We start from the raw sequence: 20,434 nt of genomic DNA, 5'->3' as shown, positions 1-20,434 counted from the left end.
TGTTGAAAGCTGACATGACTGTAAAAACAAGTCCAGTAAATTGATGAGAACGATATGCTTTCAATTTACAACAACTAAACTCTAGTGATGTTTATGAAAATATATTTTTATAAATTTTAACCTATTATTTGTGAGCTTAAGAATTATGTCAGTTTTAAGCTAGATGAAATCATTACTCTAGCATTTAATCCCTCGAACCTAGTTCCTCTCTTGCGGCTTCCTGTTTGCTGTCGCTGCTAGAAACTATCTCTGGTTCTAAACTAGGGATGGGTAGATATTTCATTTCCCAGGCTTTCAACAAAATTAGGTATTCATAAAAAGCTTGTAATGTACACCAAGCCATTCCTGCACGTCCATCTAGACAACCGCCTAAAAGAAAGTACATATATAGAAAACGTAACAAAGGTCTAGCTGGTAGTCGTAGAGATAAGTCTTTTAACGCACGCCGCCTAGCAACTTCCGATTTACCAAACAATAAATCTCGCCAGTCAACCTTGCCATTTTCTAATTGATATAAAGTCTCTTTCGCTTCATCCGTAGAATAACGGTTATGTTTTTCAATCCAACGGCTCAAACCCTTGCTGCAAGTGTAGTGAGGATAGGTTTCTTTGAGAAAGCTGGTAGCACCTTCACAAACTTCTCGTTCTGTATGTCCGTAGTCGGTAAACCAAACTTTACCATGTCGGAACAAACGCATCTGATAACGGGGATATTGAGTGCTATGGCGAATCCATCGGTTCATGAACATCACCCGTTCAGCAACGTAGTAACCAATGTATTTGGAAGTTGTAATTGCTTGTTCACACTCGGCAAATAACTCCGGTGTCATCCGCTCATCAGCTTCGAGAATATATACCCATTGGTGTTTCGGTGGGAGAGACTCTAGCATCCAGGTTCGTTGGCGACCGTGGCTTTCAAAGGCGTGCTGCACAACACGAATGGGATAACGATTGGCGATTTCTACGGTGCGATCGCTACTACATGAATCTACAACGATGATGTCATCCGATAACATCGCTGATTCTATACAACCTGCAATATCTAGTTCTTCGTTATAAGTCAATATGTAAATAGAAAACATTGCCCAGTCTTACAGTAATTTTGCTAAATGCTAGGTATCTTTCATTTCCAGAAATGATTCTCAACTGTCCATAGGTCTTTTACCCTACGGCTAACTCAGGGCTAAGAGTGCTAAGTAACAAGCACTGCCTAGCCCTACCTGAAATTAACGTGCAGGTACTTTACCCTTACGTCCACCACCTTGAAAAGCACCACTAGCTCTGAGTCCTGACCAACCAATAATGATGTAGCCAATAGACAAGATTAAACTGCTAATCCCAATTCGCAGTCCAGATTTCCACGCATTATCTCTAGCTTGCTTCGCAGCGTCTTCTTTTCGCTGGCGAATTTGGTTCAATCTTTGATTAGCCAGTCCTTGAGGATCTGTTTGCTGGGCAATAAACTGATCTAATTCTTGAGGATTGGCTTTAAATTTCTTGAGTAATTCTTTCTGCGCTGCTGGAAGTTGGGAATTATTTAAAGCTTGTTGATATTTTTGATCATCTCGTAACAGTTCAGTGAATTGAGCTTTGGCTTGGGTACGCAATTGCTCTAATTGAGCCTTTCCTTGCTCGGTATTGGCTTGGGCTTGAAATTGAGCTAACTGATTTTTGAGTTGGTTTTCTGCCTGGTCTGCCTCTTGATTGATTTGGTTTACTGTTTGTACGCTGGCTTGTCTCACATTATTAAGATGTAAGGGAAAAATCAGCAGGAACATTAAACCCAAAAGGCTGGAGAGTATTAAAACGGGAAATCTTAAATCAAACCCTCTTGGGCCACCATCGCTAGCACTGTCCATCCAATAGCCAGTAAACAATGCTCCCAAGCCAACCAAAGGGACAATACCCCGGTCAACTAACGCTGTTGCTAGGTTAATTTGCCATAACCTGTCTGTGGGTTGGAATGGCAATAACAGAATCAGAAAATCTAGCAAAAACGAGACAATTAAGACTATCCCCACAATTTTGAGGATAAGGGAGGCATTTACAGCAGCAAAGCGGTTAACCATAGTTTTTCAAATTGGTATGTACTGAGTTTAGATTGAGTGATTGTCCTCTTTAAAGTTACTTGAATATCGTTCCCGTAACCTTGCTTGTTATATGAATCTACCCATATATATGAAATAAAACGCAATGCCACCATGTTACAAAATTTTTACCCCTGGGTTGGAAACTGCTCCACATTGGCATCAGTTTTCTAGAGTGGGATTAAAATTATCAGGTATTATATAATACAAGAACAAATGAGATACATTGACCTACATCATCTTAACTTCTGTTTCCCAAATTCGTTGCCAAATGGTTAGATCATCTGGTCTATCAACGTCAGCCAACGGTGGTAAGTGATGATATGAGAGGTTAAGTTTATGAGCAATATCCACAGTTTGCTGTAATACTTGCGAAGTTCCCCACTCGATATTGGCAAATAATTCGGGGATGAAGCGGCGTAAAGCAATTAAGTAGTAACCACCATCAATGGCTGGGCCAAGCACTAAGTCAACTGTATAAATTTGTTCAAAAGCTTGAGCAAGAATCTGAGAATTTAGTCCAGGACAGTCGGTACCGATAATGACAACTTGCTTTGCCTGACCTTGAAAGGAATCATACAGCGATCGCGCCATCCGTGAACCCAAATCTCCATCACCTTGAGACTGGTAAACCAAGTCAGCGCCAAGCCAATCTTGCATAAGTTGCAAGTCACCTCCTGCAAACCGCATTTCTAAAGATATGTTAATTAACTTTTGCAGTTGCTTGACTTGAAATAATGTGTATTCAGTCATTTGCCGTTGCAGGTTGGCAGCACCAATACTACCCAAAGCAGGTATCAATCTGGTTTTTGTTTTCCCCGGTTCTGGATAGCGCGTAAAAATAATTAAGTGCTGTTGTAAAGTTTCCGATGATTTCAGCACACAATACCTTGTTTAAGCTAATTAAAAATATCTTAATAGCAATAGTCACCACCGCTATTAGCCCTATTACGCTCTTTTGCTGTACGCATTGCTCCTAAAATTGTCGAAACATAGACACAGCGCTTAATCCTATCTCTAGACTGACTGGATAAAGTAATCCTGCCTAGAGGTGGTTGTTTAACGCTTCCTTGATAATCAAATTGAATTCGCCTCACACCATTTGATTGCTGTAAAGTCGTTTCTCCATCTAAACGCACACGAGAATCTAGATTATTCCAATTAGCATTAGTAGGGCTGACACTAGCGGGATGAACTGCCCATTGAACCATACCATTTTGCTCGCGGAAACTGGCTTGCCAAGTCAATTTTTCCTTACTAGCCTGGCTTTGGGCTTGTCGCATAGCATTATAAACTTCGTTTTGAGCTTTGTTGAGGCGTTGAGTATCTATAAAAGTTAACCAGTAAGGTAGTGTCAAAGATGCTAGTATCCCAACCATGAGAATAACTGCCAATATTTCTGGAAGTGTATAACCCCGATGAGAATGACACTCTAGGAAATTCTTTTTATTAATTAGATGTAGTAGAAGCACCTTGATATATTTTAAGCAGATTTTAACTGCCTGAAATGATTGATAGTTCCGGTTTTGGGGATTTTTTCTTTACTTGTGTTAGTAATAACGTAGATACGCCAGGAGGTAATATCATAATGATCACAGACTTTAAGAAAAGTTTGAATGTAGCGCTAATTCTTTTTTGTCTAGCAGAATCATAAAGAAAATATTTCCACAGAAATTTAATAGCAGTCAAACCATTATGTCGAGAATATGGCTTTTGTAAGGCTTTACAAGTCAGATATTTATAAATATTGGCTATACTTAAATGCAAAAGATGCTTACCAATTGTAGGTCTGGCTTGATAAGCTTTCTCAAGTACTTGCAAGGAATATTTTTCTTGTCTAACAAGATTGGTTGATAGAGAATTACTACTGACTCGATACAGGATTTGTACAATAGGTACAGATACAAAAAAATATTTTTCTGCTAATCGCAGCCACATATCCCAATCTTGAGCAGCTTTTAATGATTGATCGAATCCCTCCAGTTCAACTAAAGCCTCTCTGAGAATTAAAGGATTAGAACCATTCTCTAAAAAATTGTTAATCAATAACTTTTGATAGACATCGCCATTCAGAGTGATGCGTTTACCTGAAGCTAAAAAATTACCATCTTTATCAATATAATCAGTCCAGCTATAAGCAACATGAAAACCAGGGTTTTTATATAAAGCTTCCAACTGAGATTTGAGCTTATCAGGCATCCAAATATCATCTGCATCTAAGAAACTGATGAACTTACCCTGGGAAATATTCAGTCCGCGATTTCGACTAATATTTCCGCCAGCATTCTCAAAGGAAAATATCTTAATTCGTGAATCTTGTATTTGGGAAACAACATCTAAAGTGTTATCTTGTGAGCCATCATTGATGACTATTAGTTCAAAATCACTGAAAGATTGCCTTAAAACTGATTCGATTGTTTCTTTGATAGTGGCTTCACAATTATAAGCTGGAATAATTACTGAAATTGTCGGTGAATTGAAAAAATATTCAGTCATGATTGAAGCTCATGTCTTTATTTGCTATTTTTTGACAGTAAAATATTAGTGAATACAAGGGACTCAAAAGACTACCCAGATAAAAATTAAATTCAACAATTGCAACTATATTTCTATTTAAATTCTTATTATACTTAATGATATGCCAAAATAACCTGCGTATATTGCCTAAAATTGTTCTGAGTAAAATCATTGGTGATTGCCCTTGTTTAGCATTTATTAATCTGAGTTGAAAAATACATAACCCACAACCACGGGCTATATTTATTAAGTAACTTTTTTCAAGTCGCCAGTGGGGAATTTTATGATAAATTTCCATTTTTGGGTTGTACCAAATTTCCCAACCAGATTTGTATATATATAGGAGAACTTCTGTATCCTCTCCAGAAACCATTAAATTCCCAATTCTTCCCTTAAAAACTAACTGTTGGGGTACGCTTTCCAGCCACGCTTGTTTACGAATAACAAGTGCAGCTCCTGGTGGTAGCTTTAGATTTTTAGCATCAAATTTATATGCTTTTTTTCCATGTTCCCGAACTGCTAGAAAAGACTGGATTTGCGGAAAATCCTCTGGCGGTTTTACTTCAAAATCACCATGTATTTGGCCACTCCATGCACCTGCTTGAGGATGTTCTTTACCAAAACTATAAGATTGTAAAATCCAATCGGATGCTGCTAAGTTGTCATCATCTAAAAAAGCGATGAATTTACCTTGAGCTTCCTTGATTGCTCTGAGTCTTCCATAGGCTAATCCCTGTTGTGTTTCAAGAAAATATTTCAACTGACATTGAGTAAATTTTTTCTGGTAATCACTCACTACTTCAGGTGTGCGATCGCTACTATTATTATCGATAATAATAACTTCCCAATGTAAATGCTCTATACCAGTTTGAGTCAATAGTCTATCTAAAACTTGTGGTAAACGTTCTGCACCATTCCATGTGGGGATGGCTACAGTAAAGTCTAGTTGTTCTCGGAAATTTTGTGGTTTTTGTGTCATGAATCAAATTATCATAGTTATGACTTGCTGCTTTTATTTAAATAGCCATTTCTCCAAAGATAAAAAGGACTAATGAGGCTATTGATTAAAAGTTCTGTTTGGCAAGCTATCACCAAATCACTTTCTATCTTGTCTCCATATTTAAGTAATTGTAAAATGAGCTTCCTAATATCATTTATCATGTAAGCAATTAAGATAAATGGCTTTTGATAGGTTTTAAGATTTGTCATTCTAGTGACATATCGACTGAGGCCAATACCTCTAAAAAAGGGAATTAAATACTCTTTTTTTAATCTAGATTCTGGGATTTTATGATAAATTTCCATTTCCGGACTATACCAAACTTCCCATCCAGATTTCTGGAAATAACATAGCATTTCTAAATCTTCACCAGTGAGCATATTACCAGTTACTCTACCAGTTAAAATAGGCTGGTCTGGTACACTTTCTAACCATGCTTCCCGACGGACAACTAATCCAGCAGAAGGTGGGAGGAGTTTTTTTCTAGGGTCATAAAATAGAGGTTTATTTCCACGTTCTGTAATTGCTAAAAAGGGAGTTATGGACTTAAATCCTTCTGGTGGTTCAACTTCCCAATCTGGGTGGATTTGGCTACCATAAGCCCCTGCCTTGGGGTGCTGTTGAGCAAAATCAAAAGCTGCTGCTACCCATGTAGGTGTGGGATAGTTATCATCATCTAAAAAACCTATTAGTTGTCCTGAAGAAACTTCAACACCTTTTTTTCTGGCATAGGCTGCACCTTGTTTAGCTTCAAAATAATATTTCAAAGGATAAGGACATTGCCAGTTTTCTTGATACTGTTGTACAACTTGGGCTGTGTTATCGGTGCTGTTATTATCGACAACAATGATTTCCCAAGAAATATTCTCGGTGTTAATTTGATTTCGCAACCTCTCTAACAGTTCAGGTAAGCGATTTGCGCCATTATAAGTGGGGATGGCTACAGTAAAATCAATGTTTTTACTCATTTTTCACAAGTTCTATTTGGATTTATTTGTCGTTTGGAGGTGACTGGAAGATGTCAAATATTTGATCGAATTTATTTGAAGCTAGGCTATAACTGATGACGAGCAAATATTTAATTTAAAGATGGTAAACATAAGTCATAAAAAACACATTTTTGTGACTTCTTGGCATCTCTTGCAAGTTATATTTTTGAGTAAGTTGATTGTCGAATTTAAATGAAAATCTTGTGGGCTACACGTTCTAGGTATTAATGGAGTCCATAAAATATGCAGCCTGGAATTCTAAAACTTAAAATCTGCACCCTATATTTCAATTTTGCGTTGAAGGAGCAGTTTATCGTACAGTATTTATATGGAGTTTTTTAAAAAAAATTGCTACATCAATATCTGTTTAATTGCATTTATCATCTTTATCAGTAAGTGTTGCACCTAAGAGAGTTTTTAAGATGACGCAGCGCTTGATGTTGTTATTTGCTACAACAACTTTGATTCCAGGTGCTTCATCTGAACCTGTAGGTAGTGTACCAAGGTTTGCATTTGCTAAAGTCCCCATGTAGTCGAAAGTAATTGTTTGTGGGGCGCTAGTATTAAAATTTGCTGCATAGGTAACAGAGGTGCTAGCAGTGTTTACGTTACTGAGGTTTGTGCCAAGTCTCATTGTCCCCGTTTTAATGTCTAAATCTTCACCCAGATTACGCCAGTTAGTTGGTGTTATACCTGAATAAACTGCAAGCTGCGGGATATTATTGTCTGTTTTGAAGCTGACACTGTAGCTCAGTTTTTTTTGTTTAGCTTGTCTTTGTGCATCTTGTATGGCAGACAAAACAACCTCATTAGCTTTAGTAACCCTTTGGCGGTTGACATAAGCAGACCAACTGGGTAGGGCGATCGCTGCTAATATACCTATCATTAGTACAACTGCGATCATTTCTACCAAGCTGAAACCTGCATCGAGTTTCCTAGATTCAAGTATATAAAAGCGCTTCTCTATCAGATTTCGCTGTCGCAATCTTACTAATAGAAGATTGCAATTAAATTTTTGTGAAGTTAATAAAGCTACGCTGTACATACTATTATTTGATGAATTAACTAAAGGAGTTATAAAAGTTATTTAGTAAAGAGAAATCCTCTACCTTGGGCGCGAATGCTGCCGTTGGGGAAATAAGTAGCAACATTATTGTTAAAGGCAATATTATTGTTATTGTTTAGGCGAACAAAAGCATTACCTCTTAAATAAACTTGTGCTACTACTTCTGCGGAATCGACACAAGCTGAGAATCCACTTGTTGGGCTTCCTACAAGTTTTGGCGCAGGGCAAGTAATTGCCGGGCTAGTCGTACTAATAAAATCTACTAAAGTTTCTACACGTTGAGTATAACTACCTGATGCACCGAGTGCGGTCTGCCATTGGTTCATTTTTTCCTTAAGTGTAGAACCAGTGAAAGTGTCTGATAGTGGTGGTGGATTAAAACCTGTATTTGCTGTAGCGTTGGAGTAAGCAGCATTGACTGAACCGCGAAGTTCAAATCTGCCAATCCTCGCGGAAGGTGACCATGTAGAGTTAGCGGCGTTGGGATTAGTGATTAAATAGTAAGCTACTAACGAATAAGCAAAACCATCATCTCTTACCGTGTCAGTTGCAGAACCAACACCAACACTGTTGGCGACAAATTCCCGTTTCCAAAAAACTAGTATGGGAGTACAAACATTGGTATTACTAGCACTAGTGGGACTACAATTAGGCGCAGATTTAACAGGCGGTATTTGGTCTCTAATTCCTGAACTAGTAACAGTAGTAGTATTCCTATCTCTAGTTATTCCATCAGCATCATATATATAGACAGCTTGCTGTAAATCGCGTGCCATGTAATCTAATGCTGCTTGAATTTCTTGCTCAGTAGTAGCTTTTGCTTGTTCTTTACGATCGCTATCTAACACACTAATCATAAACCCCATCAAGGGTGTTATGACTAATACGGCCAAAATAATGGCTACTAGTAGCTCGATTAAGGTAAATCCTTTATTTATTTGACTATTTTTGAGGTGTTTTAATTGCAGACTTAGGAGAAATTTTAATGAACTTATCATATTGCAGCTTCCCTTTTCTTGACTGATATTTGACAATCAACATTTAATTAGTGCAACCACCTGTAATACGGGCGCACAAGTCGCTATATTTAGGTATAGTGTCATTAATATCTGCTGTCATTTCTAAGAGCGGTGCTGTACGCTGACCACCACCAGGTGTGTATGTCCTTTGTGTTGCTCTAGTTGTCGAAGTATTTTTCAGCAGAGTAGCGCTAGTTCTAAAAGCATCTGCCCTATAAACTCTAATTCCTAAAGCGTAGCCTTGAGTGGAATCATTGTTATTAGGACGAAAAGCGTGAACAATCATGTCTGCTACACTATTGTTTGTGCAGCCACCACTATTATCTAGGTCTAGACAGTATAAGGATGATCCTGTAGGAGGAGTAGGAGCTGTACAGTAGGAATTAGCAGTACAAGTCAATGTTCCTGTTGCTGTAGGAGCAGCAAATGCTGATAGGGTGGTAGCAGTGGTTGGGCCTGATGGGACTGCAACAAGCTTAGTTCTAACTGCATCGATATATGACCTAGCGGCTTGGGATGCTAATTCTACTCGTCGAGATTGTACACGGGTTGCAACTGATAGGGAAAGTACGGGAGCGATCGCCACTAATAAAATACCCACTACAAGTATTGCCACTAAAGATTCAATAATCGTGAAACCCTGCTCACTAGATCGCAAGTAAGATGCTGCTCTCTTTATCCTGTGTTTCCTAACTTGTTTCTCTATCATGGCTATTTACTAAATATTTCAAATAGTTTCTGCTGTTGTATGTTTGCGAAATGAGCTAGTTTAAGTTCGTAGTGAGGACTTCAGTCCTCAAAATAAGGACTAAAGTCCTTACTACAAACAGTTTGTAGGGCAAGCAAGATGCCCACCCTACAACTGTCAAAACTTAGTCATTTGGTATGGCTTGACAGTCACTTGGGCGATATTGGCTGGGAACAGCGCTTGTGTAAGTTGTTCCAGTTCCTGGTTCGCCAGCGCAGAGTAGGATTTTCACCCAAGGATCATCCCGGCCGATTTCTCTAAAGAACTCATTCGGGCGACCTAATGGCGGTGCTGTAAATCTTTGTGCAAACAAGTCTGGTTGCTCTGACAATAACGCCACATCAAAACCCCAAGTTCTCGTTGGTGGATCGTAGAAAGGTAGTAGACCATTGCTATTTCCCGTGGGGTAAGTGTCTAATGCGTAGTCAAACAAACTGAGATTATATGTACTAGATGCAGCCAATGCTGTAGAACCTCCAAGCACTGTATTAGATTGTCTATTCGTGAAAATGGGTGCAATAGGTGCTGTGGAGAAACTGCTCCGGTTCAATTGAATAAAGCTACCGCTAATTTTGGCTGTTGCACTACCCCAGTTTTCCAAAAATCGGACAAAGTTTTGTAAACCTGCGGAGAGTTCCTCTGTTCTACTAGGGCTATTCCCTATCACAAAGGTGGCATTAAATGTTGTTGTATCACTACTTGCTTCTTGCAACCAATTACCTCTAAAGTCATCACCCGAAGCAACTGCTGTAGCATCTGTTCTCAAATTAGGCGGATTTTTTCTAGCATCATGAACTTGCAGAACTGGTACTAGGAGAGGCTGTCCATCTAAATCAGGGTCGCTATCAGCATCTGTTCCATCAATGGGAGGGTAATAGAAAAGTGGTTTGTCACTTGCGTATACAGCTTGTGCAATATCCCCTGGGTTGGTTGTGCTATTGGTAGTTCTAAACCAGAGAGAGCGAATATTGCTGTCTCTTAAACCGATACTAGTGCCAGTACAGCCATTATTTGTATATGCAGTACCAGTGGTATCTAGAGGACAACCTACTCCTAGAGGTTGGTAAATACCTGTGGTGGGTTGAACCAAGTTGTTACTATTATTGCGGGCAAATGCAACGCGACGAGGAAAACGCCTATCTTGATCTATCGATCCTTCTAAAGCTAATAGATCATTTCCAGTATCTCCAGCCCCTAATCTTCGCCTGATGTTTCGGTTGTTTACAGAAGTCGGGAATGAAGTACTTGGGAAGTTAGCTGTCCAACTTAATTCACTATTCTGTAGTATGTTATCTGTGCTGGCAATATTAGAACCGTAAGAGGCAATTATTGCTTGTCCCAATTGATAAGCCTTAACGTTCCTTTCAATATCGCTGCTATTTACCACTCCGTCCCTATTAACGTCGAACAACGCGGTGTCATTTAAGTCGCCATCTCCATTTCTATCAAACCCAACTACCCAATCATCAGGGGTACATTCAGAAACTGGCAATTTCCGACAAATTTCCATCACATATAAAGGATGATTAGCAACTCGACGCTGAATGGGAGTTACACCATTTACCAAATAAGAGCTAATAGCACCTGTTCTGGGAGTAGAACTGTCAGTCCAGTATGCACTAGTCACATAGCCATTTTCCCAAAAGCCATTCTTGAGACGATTTAGTCTCCTACTATCTAGGGTAGCTAACGTGGCTGATGAACTTGTAGGGGTTAAGCCATCCTCCACAACGATGCCATTATTGTTATTCAGGTCGTAATCACCTAATCTCCGTACACCATCCACAAAATTGCTAGACAGTAATGTCATGGAATCAGCAATGATTGTGGCTGACCGCCAAAAGTCACCAGTAGTATCACCAGAAGGTAAAGTACAACCAGGTCTATCCTTCCGGCAGGCAAAGCTTTCATTACGAGTACTACGGTTGTAGAAATTATCGCTATTGTATGTCCCAGTAGTTGGCTCTGTTTGGGTAAATTCTTCAATACCAGTAGTGGTACTTGTACGATGCAAATTAAAGTCACCCTTAATATAAGCAGGTAGGTTTGTTGCTAAAATCAAACCTTTTTCTTTGGCATTGTAAACATTAGTGGTAGTTCTAGCTAATGTCCCCCCATTAATTAAGCGGATGCCATTGGGACGACGAGTGGGATCTAGTCTAAAGTCTGTAGGGCTGAGTAATTTGGAGTTTGATTCTTCACTTACGTTTCCCTCGGTAAAAGAAACACTTTGATCGCGTAATCCATCATCTCTAGTTGCGTAGATGATACCACTGTATGGTAGTAAGAATTCGTTAGTTGTAATTGCTGTGTTGGTTATACCGATACTATTAGTTGTGCTTAAGTCAATGTCCGTTACGCGAATTTCTAGTGGTTGACGCTGTTCTAGGTCTAATTCGTATCTAGTTGGTAAGCTGGATGTACTCAGTTGCTTGACTTCCCTAGCATCAAGAAAAGCAGATTCACTGATTGCGCCGTGCTTGGGTAGATCAGTGGGAGTAGCAACAAAAGCAGCTTCATCAGTCAGAATGGAAATAGCACACAGAGCTGTATCAATGGCTGAATAATCTGATAATTGCAAACCACTAGTAGGTACCGTACTTGGTAGTGAAGTGCCACTTCCTTTCATTTTGATGATCGCGTCGCGTAAAGGCTTATTAGCCCAACGTCCATTAGGGAATTTCAAGTTAGCTTGTCGTTCCAGACGGGCTTTATGAGTGTTGAAAAACGTTCCTCTTCCACCTGAGGGATAACTGTACACAATACCATTGTTCGATTTACCTCCAGTTGCGGAGTTCCAAGGTAAGTTGACAGTCGTAGGTGTGGTGGCAGGTGGTACAGGTGGTACAGTTAGACCTGTTTTATTTTTATTGGCAACTTCATCTGAGGGGTCATAGTAGCTACTTACACAAGCGATGGGTTCTCGATTAGTATCATTACTACCAGTATTGCTGACTTTGTAGTGATAAACAGCCGTTGCCCGCATAAGTAAATCGCCTTTGCGAGTCTCTCCGGGTCGGGACATCGGCATAGTATCTGGCCAAACTAATACATCATTAGTTCCTAAAGTGACACCAGGGCCTGCGGTTGGAGTCGATAAGAAGGAATTAGTATCACGGGGGTAATATGGGCCAGTTGTTGCGTCAGTTCCTGTATTTAGAGTGCCAGTCCCGTCTACATAAAGTCCTGCCCCGGTGACGATCCTGACACCACCTACACTATCCAAATCGTTGACAGGGGTTTTGGAAGCATTTTCTTCCCAAAAGCCATCACGGTCAGCTATACCTAAATCTGCTAGTGCTTGTATTTGAGTATTACGCCATCTTTGCGTTTGGGTTTCTGTTCCATTTCTTGTCCATGCCTGGGGTGTAGCGCCACTGGAAAAAATTAACTGGTTTGTTTCTGCGCCTACATATTTATTATTTTGTACCCATTTAGCAGGAAGGTTGTTACCAACAAAAACGCGATCGCCTAACTCAGTTTGAATGCCTTCTTTCCTTTGCACATTTGGATTTGTGGCTGGTAATTGATTTGTAGTAATCGAAATGCTGGTAGCACCAGTTAACTGGTTACTGGAGTTAATTGGTTCTCGCCAAGTTGCTGGAGGCGCAAGAGTATCGCCAATAGTGGTATCACCAATATTAATACTTGTAGGGTATCCGTCTGTTGCTGTGACTAATCCTGTAGAACTGGGGACTTCTGCAAAGGGGACTCGGCGGGTGCGATTCCGCAAATAAATTTCTATTTCGTTGTATAAAGTCGTTTTGGCTGTTTCCAGATCATCACTGGTTTGGACTTTACCTTCAACGTTATTTCTAACCTCTTCTGGGTAAGTACTGCCTGCAACAGCAGTTTTTAAGGCACTTGTAGTAGTTGCACTATTACAGGTTGAACATAGTGCGATCGCACTTGTTTTCATTACACTGATACGCTCATTAAATGCTGCATCATTGAATTCGATGTTACCAGTAGTTTTAGCCGCATTTGTGGATTTGTTACTATCACTAATGTTGGCAGTAGAAATACCGTTATTGAAACCTCTATATAAATCAACAGCAATATTAGCGCTACTGGCCTGACTAAAACTACCATTCTTGACGTTACCGCCAACGATGATTTGTCCATTTTCCTGATTGTAAAAACAGGATGTTTTACTGCTAACTTGCCGGAAAGTTATGTCACCACCATCAGTTTCAGCAACTAGCAAGTTACCATTTGTGTGAACTCTACCGTTCAATCTTAAATTGGTACTACCAACTACTACTTCCAGGTCATTTTCAAACCAAACTGCGTTATTTGGTAGAGGAACACGATTACGGTCTTGTTGAAGTTCTAATGCAACAACACCCTTATTTCCCTTGTAAGTTTCATATTCTGATGTGCTAAGACTGCCAATGTCGGTAATTGGCACATTAACAACATAAACAAAGAAGCTTTTACCCAAATTGCCACTGTTTAATCTATACCAACTAGAGTTACCCACCAAATTAGCAAAACCCGTTGCGCCAGTACAGGCCTGGTTTGTTGTACTATTATCCATAGGTGGAGTTCTAGCTTCTAAAGGGTTTCTTTCACGACTAAATAACCCTGATGTAGAATCTCTGCTAGGTGAACGGAAAAATATACCATAAAGAGTAATAGTATCTTTCAAACCATTATTATCAGTATCAACGCCATACTTCCAGGCTGTTTTTAATGTTTCGTCGTTTTCTAATGCTGTGCTACTAGTTGGCTGAGAAATACTACTACTGTTGTCTATATCAAAGCCTAACTTTAAGCGGGTTTCGTCACCTAGTGTATATCTTGTTCGTTTTAAAGCTTCATACAAAGAGTTATCAGAAGGAGTTCCTCTTGGTAGGGTAGGATCTTCAAATAAGGCATCCATTTTTGCCCTAGCACGATCTAAAGCTGGTGTAGCAGCATTCAGAACAACTTCGTTAACTCTGACATTACTGGCATTTTTTGCTCGCTCAAAAGACCTGAATAAAATTGCTGTAGTTAGTAGAACAACTACTAAAGCGACCATTGCCACAGTTGGCAACACAAAGCCAGCATTCACTGCACCTCGTCTTTTGCGATTCACAAAAAAAGTTCGTAGCAGTTTATTAATTTGTCTTTTGAAAGTCGATAAAGGATTTTTTTTAAGTAATTTTGCTGTTTTTTTGATTGTCTTGACTAGCTGGCGTTTTATAGTCATGGCTGCTTTCCTGTCAAGTTATTTGCTACAAACTTCTCTTTTTTTGCAATCGACAATTATGCCCACAGATTCTATCTAGAGGCATAATTAAAGTTATATATATTTGGCAAAACCCTGTTTTGCTAACTCCCAATGATTGGATTTTTTACTTTATATCATTCTTTAAGTTTTGAGATTTTTCGGTAAATACTGAATTTTTTCAAAATCTTAATTTTCTAAGTAAATAAGGATAAAAGCATCATTGGTTTACATTTCATTTACAAAAATATAGTTCATTGGCGGGTTACTTTATGAAGATATGGCTAGTTAGGTAAACTTATAGTACCCAGCAATCGAATAAAAGATGTCATTTGTAGCGGTTTTCGTCTGTCTGAAGTACAAAGTGATTGATTGTAATACCGTTTCTTGATGAAGATGCACTTTATTGTGTACTGTAGAGACGTTGCATGCAACGTCTCTACATCATTTCTTTGGCTCAATACCATCATTGGAGACCCTGGGTATCTGATCACCGTCTTGCTCATTCAAGGTTTCAATTAATAAATCTATCTGTTGCTGTCGTTGCTGTAAAAAAGTGTCGCATTGACGCAGGTATTCGACGGCGTTGGCAAACTGCTCAAAAACGGCTTCTAGTTCCAATTCTCCTGATTCAATCCGTGAGATGATTGCTTCTATTTCTGCAACCTTTGCCTCATAATTACCCTGTGCTACAGCACCCGAATTGTCAGAGTTCTTACGCTTAACCATTAATCTCTCTGCCTTTATTGCCGTGTTTTACTTCTATGACTTTGGCCTTAACTTCACCTTGCGCCAGTTGAATGAATAACTCATTTCCTACAGCTAATTCATCAGCAGAACGAGCGATCGCACCGTTTTCTTGTTTTACTACTGCATAACCACGCTGTAATACGGCTTTGGGGTCGAGGCTGCTTAACTTTTGTCGCAAAAGTTCTAGGTGTTGCTTGGCTTGCTGCGATCGCCCCATTGTTAATTGCAACAATCGCTGACGTTGCCAATTCAATTTTTGCGCTTCTTGTTGCAAGTGTCTATCTAATCTGAGATTCTGCAAACGGTTGCGTAATGTTTGTAGTTGGTTTTCCGCAGAGGTTTGGGTATGGAGCAAAACTTGATGTAAAGCGATAATACGCTGACAATGTTGATTGTATAACTCTGCCAGTGATGGTACAACCTTCTCTGCTGCTGCCGTCGGTGTATGCACACAAACATCAGCCGCTAAATCTACTAAAGACTCGTCTCGTTGATGACCAATCCCAGTAACTACGGGTATGGAACACTCAGCCACAGCACGGACTACCCCCTCATCATTAAAGCAAGCTAATTCCTCTACGGCACCACCCCCGCGCGATAAGATTAGCACCTCAGCACGACCGTCTTTTTCTACCCGTGCGATCGCCTTCACAATAGATTCTGGAGCTTGTTCACCTTGGACTGTGGCAGGAGAAAATAAAACGTGTAATCCGGGATATCTATGTTTAAGGGTTTTTTGAATATCACCCCAAGCCGCAGCCGTCGGTGAAGTGACAACGGCGATGGTTTGGGGATGAATAGGAAGCGATCGCTTTCTTTGGGGGTCGAATAACCCCTCAGCCAACAAGCGATTTTTGAGTTGCTGATAACGTAGTGCTTGTAAACCAATTCCAGCAGGTATGGCTTGCCACACTGATAATTGATACTCTCCCCTTTGCGGATATAAACGAATACTGCCTAAAACAATTAATTGTTCACCCGCTATGGGTACTTGAGCAAGCTTTGGTACTTGGCTATTCCAAACCACGCACTTAATTGCTGCTGTACCATCGGGATCTTGAAGTGTAAAAAATAACCCACTGCGGTGATGATTAGCACTAGAAACTTCCCCAACTACCCACACTTGCCGTAGTTGCTCATCATCTTCTAGCAGCAAGCGGAGATAATCAGTTAATCCAGATACAGAAAGTGCTGTATCTAGAATTACGGAAGCGGCGAAATCGTCAGCCATCAAAAATTTGAATATATTAGTACAAGTATATCCAAATCGTAGCACTGGTAGGTGCTGTAAAATCCTGTAGCTCTAGCTGCGCTTTCTCACTACCTGCAAGTAAACTCTGCTTTATCAAAGCGGCGGGAAACTTTATTCCCTAGAAAGCGGGACATTACGCGAACGCGGGTGGTCGAGGTTGCTCAAAGCGCCGATGCCGGTAATAGTTAATAGGTAATGGGTAATAGTCCAATTATCTATTAACCATTACCAGATTACTCTTCCCCTTGTGGGTGATAAATTTCATTGACACTCAATAACATATCTGTAATCCTGTCTATTCTTCGGGCAAATCGGCACTGCCAAACTTAATTGGCATCACTTAGCTAATTACATCAAGAATTGAGATAGAATAACTGTCGCCCTGTAACTCAAAACAATGATAATTAATATGTATACATCACGTTTTTATTTTTACTGGAATAAATTTATGCTTGTTTTATGAATATTTTTATATAAAAATGATAAATCTTTAAAGAGATGAGAAGTAAGGGTAAAGCAAATCATTTCTCTGCTTCCGGCGACTCAAGCTAAACATTTAGCCGTCTATAATTCTCTGTTATTAGCTTCCCTTAAGTTCTATAAAATTTTTATCCCATAAGTTTTATTTTACCTGGATTTAGTGTATCCTAGTTTTCCTGAGTATTTTTTCAAACATTAGACACCATAAGACCTTTTTACGGATCTCTCTCAAGATTCTTGAAGAACTGTACTAGTGTGTCTAAAAATCAGTCTTTAGATTATCTTTTTTCTCTCACTGTATAAGGCATAAAAAACCAATGGATATACGACTAATAAAAAAATCCGAGAAATTAGTTCTGAAAAAAATCAAAATGATGGAGGAAACAGAAGATCAAAATCTGCCACTAGATCCTATAGATATAGCAGAACCAGTTATTGAAGAACAAAAAGAACTATATATAGATATTAGAGAACCTAACTATATTCCTTTGAGAGATAATCCTGTAATTCAGTCTGCTGGAAACTCAGGCTGGCAGGTTTCTGATATTTGGCGAGATATTAGAGTAGATGATTTTTGTAATTAGTTAAGAGGGATTGGGGATTGGGGATTGGGGAGAGTAATCAATTTACCACTCTCCACTCAACTCCCCCCTTAGCACTCCCCACGCTCAACTAACGCTAATAACTACACCCTGGCTCTCATTTGCTAATCGGTCTACTGCACAGACAGCATAGGTTCCTGGTTGGACTGTGGCGAAGGTTGTCCCAGCAGACAAGACTCGCTGTAGTATCCAATTATTGCTAGTTTGACGATAAAGTGTCCAAGAACGGACGGGTTGATTATCTCCAGGTTGCCAACTGAGTCTGCGGTTGTTGACTTGCAGTTCTTTTGGTGGAGGTGGTGTAGTTGCAGTCTGCCAAGGCATAGCAGGTGCTATGGCAGGTGTAGTGTAAAGTGAATTTTGGAAAGTTGCTGAGATATCTTGGCGATTTTCAATAATAGAACTGACGCTAAAAAAGATATTGCCCAGAGATAATTCTCCGGCTTGATTGCGGCTGATTTTGACTTGTTTTTCTATCTCTTCATTTTTCCAAGCTTTGCCGTCAAGTTGTCCAATATTGTTACCTGCGTAAATGTGTCGCCGCTTAGAATTAATTTCTGTCCACCATTTCAGCAATACGGGATAACTCTGGCTGGTTTGGTCAGTACGCCAATATAGTTGCGGTGCTAGATAATCCACCCAGCCTTGCTCTAACCATTTTTTAGCATCAGCATATAGTACACTATAGGCATCTAAGCCTGTGATTCCTGGTGGTTGTCCGGGGCGATAAATTCCAAAGGGGCTGATACCAAATTTAACGTAAGATTTTGTCGCTTTGATGCCTTGAGACAGACGCAACACCATTTGATCAACGTTTTGCCGTCGCCAGTCGTTTAAGTTCAGTTGTCCACCTGCTGATTTATAGGCAGCATAGGTTTTATCATCGGGGAAAGCCTGGCCTTGAATGGGATAGGGATAGAAGTAATCATCGAGGTGGACTGCATCTATGTCATAACGACGGACAACGTCAATGATGACGTTGTAAGCTCTATCTTGGACAATTTTTATTCCTGGGTCCATCCACAATTGATTACCCCATTGATAGACTACTTCTGGATTGGTTACGGAGATGTGGGGACGAACGTTAGGCGCGCTTTTGGTGCTGGTTTTGGCGCGGTAGGGGTTGAACCAAGCATGAACTTCTAGGTTGCGTTTATGGGCTTCGGCGATCGCAAACTGCAATGGATCGTAAAATGGTTCTGGAGCTTTGCCTGGAGTTCCTGTCAGCCAAGCACTCCAAGGTTCTAACTCGGACGCATATAAAGCATCTCCTTCTGGTCGCACTTGCAAAATTACGGCGTTGAAATTCAACTCTTGGAGACGGGTAAGAATTGCCACTAATTCAGCCTGCTGTTGAGCTACAGAAAGTCCAGCTTTGGAAGGCCAATCACTATTCCAGACTGTGGTTATCCAAGCCCCCCGGAACTCTCTGTTATGACTGACTCGCACGGTGGGTAATGTGGGTTTTGGGGGTATCACCAAGTAAACAGAGGCGATCTTTTCTGCCTGACCAAGATAAACTAAAGCTTGATAAATAATTGCGGCCACATCACCACGAGTAGCCGCAGTAGTGAAGTTAAGTGATTTGATATTGGGAAAACTGGAGACTAAACCTGCACTAGTGGCGATCGCAATTTGATTTCTGCCATAAGCTGGTATATTAGCCGCATCTTGATAAATTTCCGGTAATTTTTCTAGTAAATCCAGTTTAATCTTCGTGGCTATTTCCAGTCCATTGACTAGAGATACTAAGATATCCCCCCTAGAGATTTGATTACCAGGGCGAAAGGTTTTATCAGGGAAACCACTCAAGAATCCGGTTTCGTAAGCTTTTTTAATGGCATTTGCTGCCCAATTACTTGTCGGTACGTCCGTAAAATTAATGTACGGACGTTTTACAGAAATATTAAATACGGCTGCAACTATAGCGGCGAACTCAGCACGGGTAACTGAATTATTAGGGCGAAAAGTTCCATCAGGATAGCCATTTAAAATCCGTCTTGCTGCCAAAGCTTCGATGAACGGACGCGCCCAATGGTTAGGAATATCGGAGAAACGTGTAGTAGTAGATACCATTGTTATTTGCTGCTAGTTTGCTTGATTGTAGATATCCTTGGCAAATCTAGCAATATGAGAGCGTTACAGGAAGCGATCGCTATAATCTCACCAAAATTCTCTTAATATTGAGTTGAAACTGCATAAAAAGGCAGTCCCGATGAAGCAAGTTGCACAGTCAAACGTGAAAGATGTCTTTTCACTACACCCTTATACCCTTACACCCCTACACCCCTTTCAAAGTAGAGGGCAGGGGCAGGGAAACCTTACACCCCTACACCCTGAGCTAAAAACATAGTCAAACTTTAAATAGCTGCTTCTTCACGTTGACAGTCAAAAACAATCATAAAGGAAGCATTCGGTATTACTTGGCGTAGATGCTGTATGTAACCATCTGCATCAGAACGACTGCGAAAGCGAGCCACAATCTCACGTTGTGTATCAGGAAGTAACCGCGCAATAGCCCAAGAATTTAGACGTTGTTTATAGGCAATTGGCTGAGTTTCAGAGTTTGTTGTTGTGTATTCAGTGTTTTGTGGCATGATTGTCTTAACCGTATAAAGTTTCAGTAAGGTGTTAGTAAATATCTGAGCAGAGATTTACTAACTCTTTTTTTATGATCTGCCACCTTGTTATTCGATTATTTAAAAATTGT

At 40.0% G+C, this 20,434-nt stretch carries 16 protein-coding genes; 1 reads left to right on the top strand and 15 read right to left on the bottom strand.

Annotation, left to right across the window (positions count from 1 at the left end; all coding sequences use genetic code 11):
• Positions 1-184: 184 nt before the first annotated feature.
• The 13 genes from ACM5QX_RS18800 to xseA all read right to left on the bottom strand — a co-directional run bounded on the left by ACM5QX_RS18800 (position 185) and on the right by xseA (position 16,621).
• Positions 185-1,081 carry a glycosyltransferase family 2 protein gene (locus tag ACM5QX_RS18800; protein WP_414754908.1) on the bottom strand — a complete coding sequence of 299 codons (897 nt, stop codon included), beginning with the start codon at positions 1,079-1,081 and terminating at the stop codon, positions 185-187.
• Positions 1,082-1,225: 144 nt separating this feature from the next.
• Positions 1,226-2,068 carry an HpsJ family protein gene (locus tag ACM5QX_RS18795; RefSeq protein ID WP_011317161.1) on the bottom strand — a complete coding sequence of 281 codons (843 nt, stop codon included), beginning with the start codon at positions 2,066-2,068 and terminating at the stop codon, positions 1,226-1,228.
• Between the two features lie 249 nt (positions 2,069-2,317).
• Positions 2,318-2,968, bottom strand: coding sequence for a TIGR04282 family arsenosugar biosynthesis glycosyltransferase (locus tag ACM5QX_RS18790; RefSeq protein WP_414754907.1), 651 nt, complete (start codon positions 2,966-2,968; stop codon positions 2,318-2,320).
• A gap of 32 nt (positions 2,969-3,000) precedes the next feature.
• The gene (locus ACM5QX_RS18785) at positions 3,001-3,558 is read right to left on the bottom strand and encodes a GspH/FimT family pseudopilin (RefSeq protein WP_414754906.1); all 558 of its coding nucleotides are present in this window, start codon (positions 3,556-3,558) and stop codon (positions 3,001-3,003) included.
• A gap of 22 nt (positions 3,559-3,580) precedes the next feature.
• Entirely contained in the window at positions 3,581-4,582 is a 1,002-nt protein-coding gene (locus ACM5QX_RS18780) for a glycosyltransferase family 2 protein (protein ID WP_414754905.1), read from the bottom strand.
• A complete protein-coding gene (hpsE, locus tag ACM5QX_RS18775) occupies positions 4,575-5,582 on the bottom strand; it encodes a hormogonium polysaccharide biosynthesis glycosyltransferase HpsE (protein ID WP_414754904.1) in 1,008 nt (335 codons plus the stop codon). Before hpsE (ACM5QX_RS18775) ends, ACM5QX_RS18780 begins: the two co-directional genes overlap by 8 nt.
• Positions 5,583-5,599: 17 nt before the next feature.
• Entirely contained in the window at positions 5,600-6,571 is a 972-nt protein-coding gene (gene hpsE / locus ACM5QX_RS18770; RefSeq protein WP_414754903.1) for a hormogonium polysaccharide biosynthesis glycosyltransferase HpsE, read from the bottom strand.
• A gap of 388 nt (positions 6,572-6,959) precedes the next feature.
• Positions 6,960-7,637, bottom strand: coding sequence for a type IV pilin protein (locus ACM5QX_RS18765; protein WP_414754902.1), 678 nt, complete (start codon positions 7,635-7,637; stop codon positions 6,960-6,962).
• A 38-nt stretch (positions 7,638-7,675) separates the two neighbouring features.
• Positions 7,676-8,656, bottom strand: a complete 981-nt coding sequence (gene hpsC, locus ACM5QX_RS18760) for a hormogonium polysaccharide secretion pseudopilin HpsC (protein WP_414754901.1) — start codon at positions 8,654-8,656, stop codon at positions 7,676-7,678.
• Between the two features lie 43 nt (positions 8,657-8,699).
• A complete protein-coding gene (gene hpsB / locus ACM5QX_RS18755) occupies positions 8,700-9,386 on the bottom strand; it encodes a hormogonium polysaccharide secretion pseudopilin HpsB (RefSeq protein WP_414754899.1) in 687 nt (228 codons plus the stop codon).
• A gap of 163 nt (positions 9,387-9,549) precedes the next feature.
• Positions 9,550-14,622: a hormogonium polysaccharide biosynthesis protein HpsA gene (gene hpsA, locus ACM5QX_RS18750; protein ID WP_414754898.1), complete on the bottom strand. Its 5,073-nt coding sequence runs from the start codon at positions 14,620-14,622 to the stop codon at positions 9,550-9,552.
• A 462-nt stretch (positions 14,623-15,084) separates the two neighbouring features.
• Positions 15,085-15,369: an exodeoxyribonuclease VII small subunit gene (xseB, locus tag ACM5QX_RS18745; protein WP_414754897.1), complete on the bottom strand. Its 285-nt coding sequence runs from the start codon at positions 15,367-15,369 to the stop codon at positions 15,085-15,087.
• Positions 15,362-16,621, bottom strand: a complete 1,260-nt coding sequence (xseA, locus tag ACM5QX_RS18740) for an exodeoxyribonuclease VII large subunit (protein WP_414754896.1) — start codon at positions 16,619-16,621, stop codon at positions 15,362-15,364. The genes xseB and xseA overlap by 8 nt, the downstream gene beginning before the upstream one ends.
• An 818-nt stretch (positions 16,622-17,439) precedes the next feature.
• On the opposite strand from xseA, the gene ACM5QX_RS18735 reads away from it, so the two are divergent.
• Positions 17,440-17,706, top strand: coding sequence for a hypothetical protein (locus ACM5QX_RS18735; protein WP_011317148.1), 267 nt, complete (start codon positions 17,440-17,442; stop codon positions 17,704-17,706).
• Between the two features lie 84 nt (positions 17,707-17,790).
• On the opposite strand, the gene ACM5QX_RS18730 is transcribed toward ACM5QX_RS18735, so the two are convergent.
• Together ACM5QX_RS18730 and ACM5QX_RS18725 are read right to left on the bottom strand one after the other, a co-directional pair.
• Positions 17,791-19,800, bottom strand: coding sequence for a glycoside hydrolase family 10 protein (locus ACM5QX_RS18730; protein ID WP_414754895.1), 2,010 nt, complete (start codon positions 19,798-19,800; stop codon positions 17,791-17,793).
• Between the two features lie 284 nt (positions 19,801-20,084).
• The gene (locus ACM5QX_RS18725; protein ID WP_011317146.1) at positions 20,085-20,321 is read right to left on the bottom strand and encodes a hypothetical protein; all 237 of its coding nucleotides are present in this window, start codon (positions 20,319-20,321) and stop codon (positions 20,085-20,087) included.
• Positions 20,322-20,434 lie beyond the last annotated feature (113 nt).

The sequence above is a fragment of the Anabaena sp. CCY 9910 genome (assembly GCF_963920875.1).
Taxonomy (GTDB): Bacteria; Cyanobacteriota; Cyanobacteriia; order Cyanobacteriales; family Nostocaceae; genus Trichormus; species Trichormus variabilis.
Note: the sequence above shows the minus strand (reverse complement) of the source record. Positions and strands in the feature narration are given on the sequence as shown.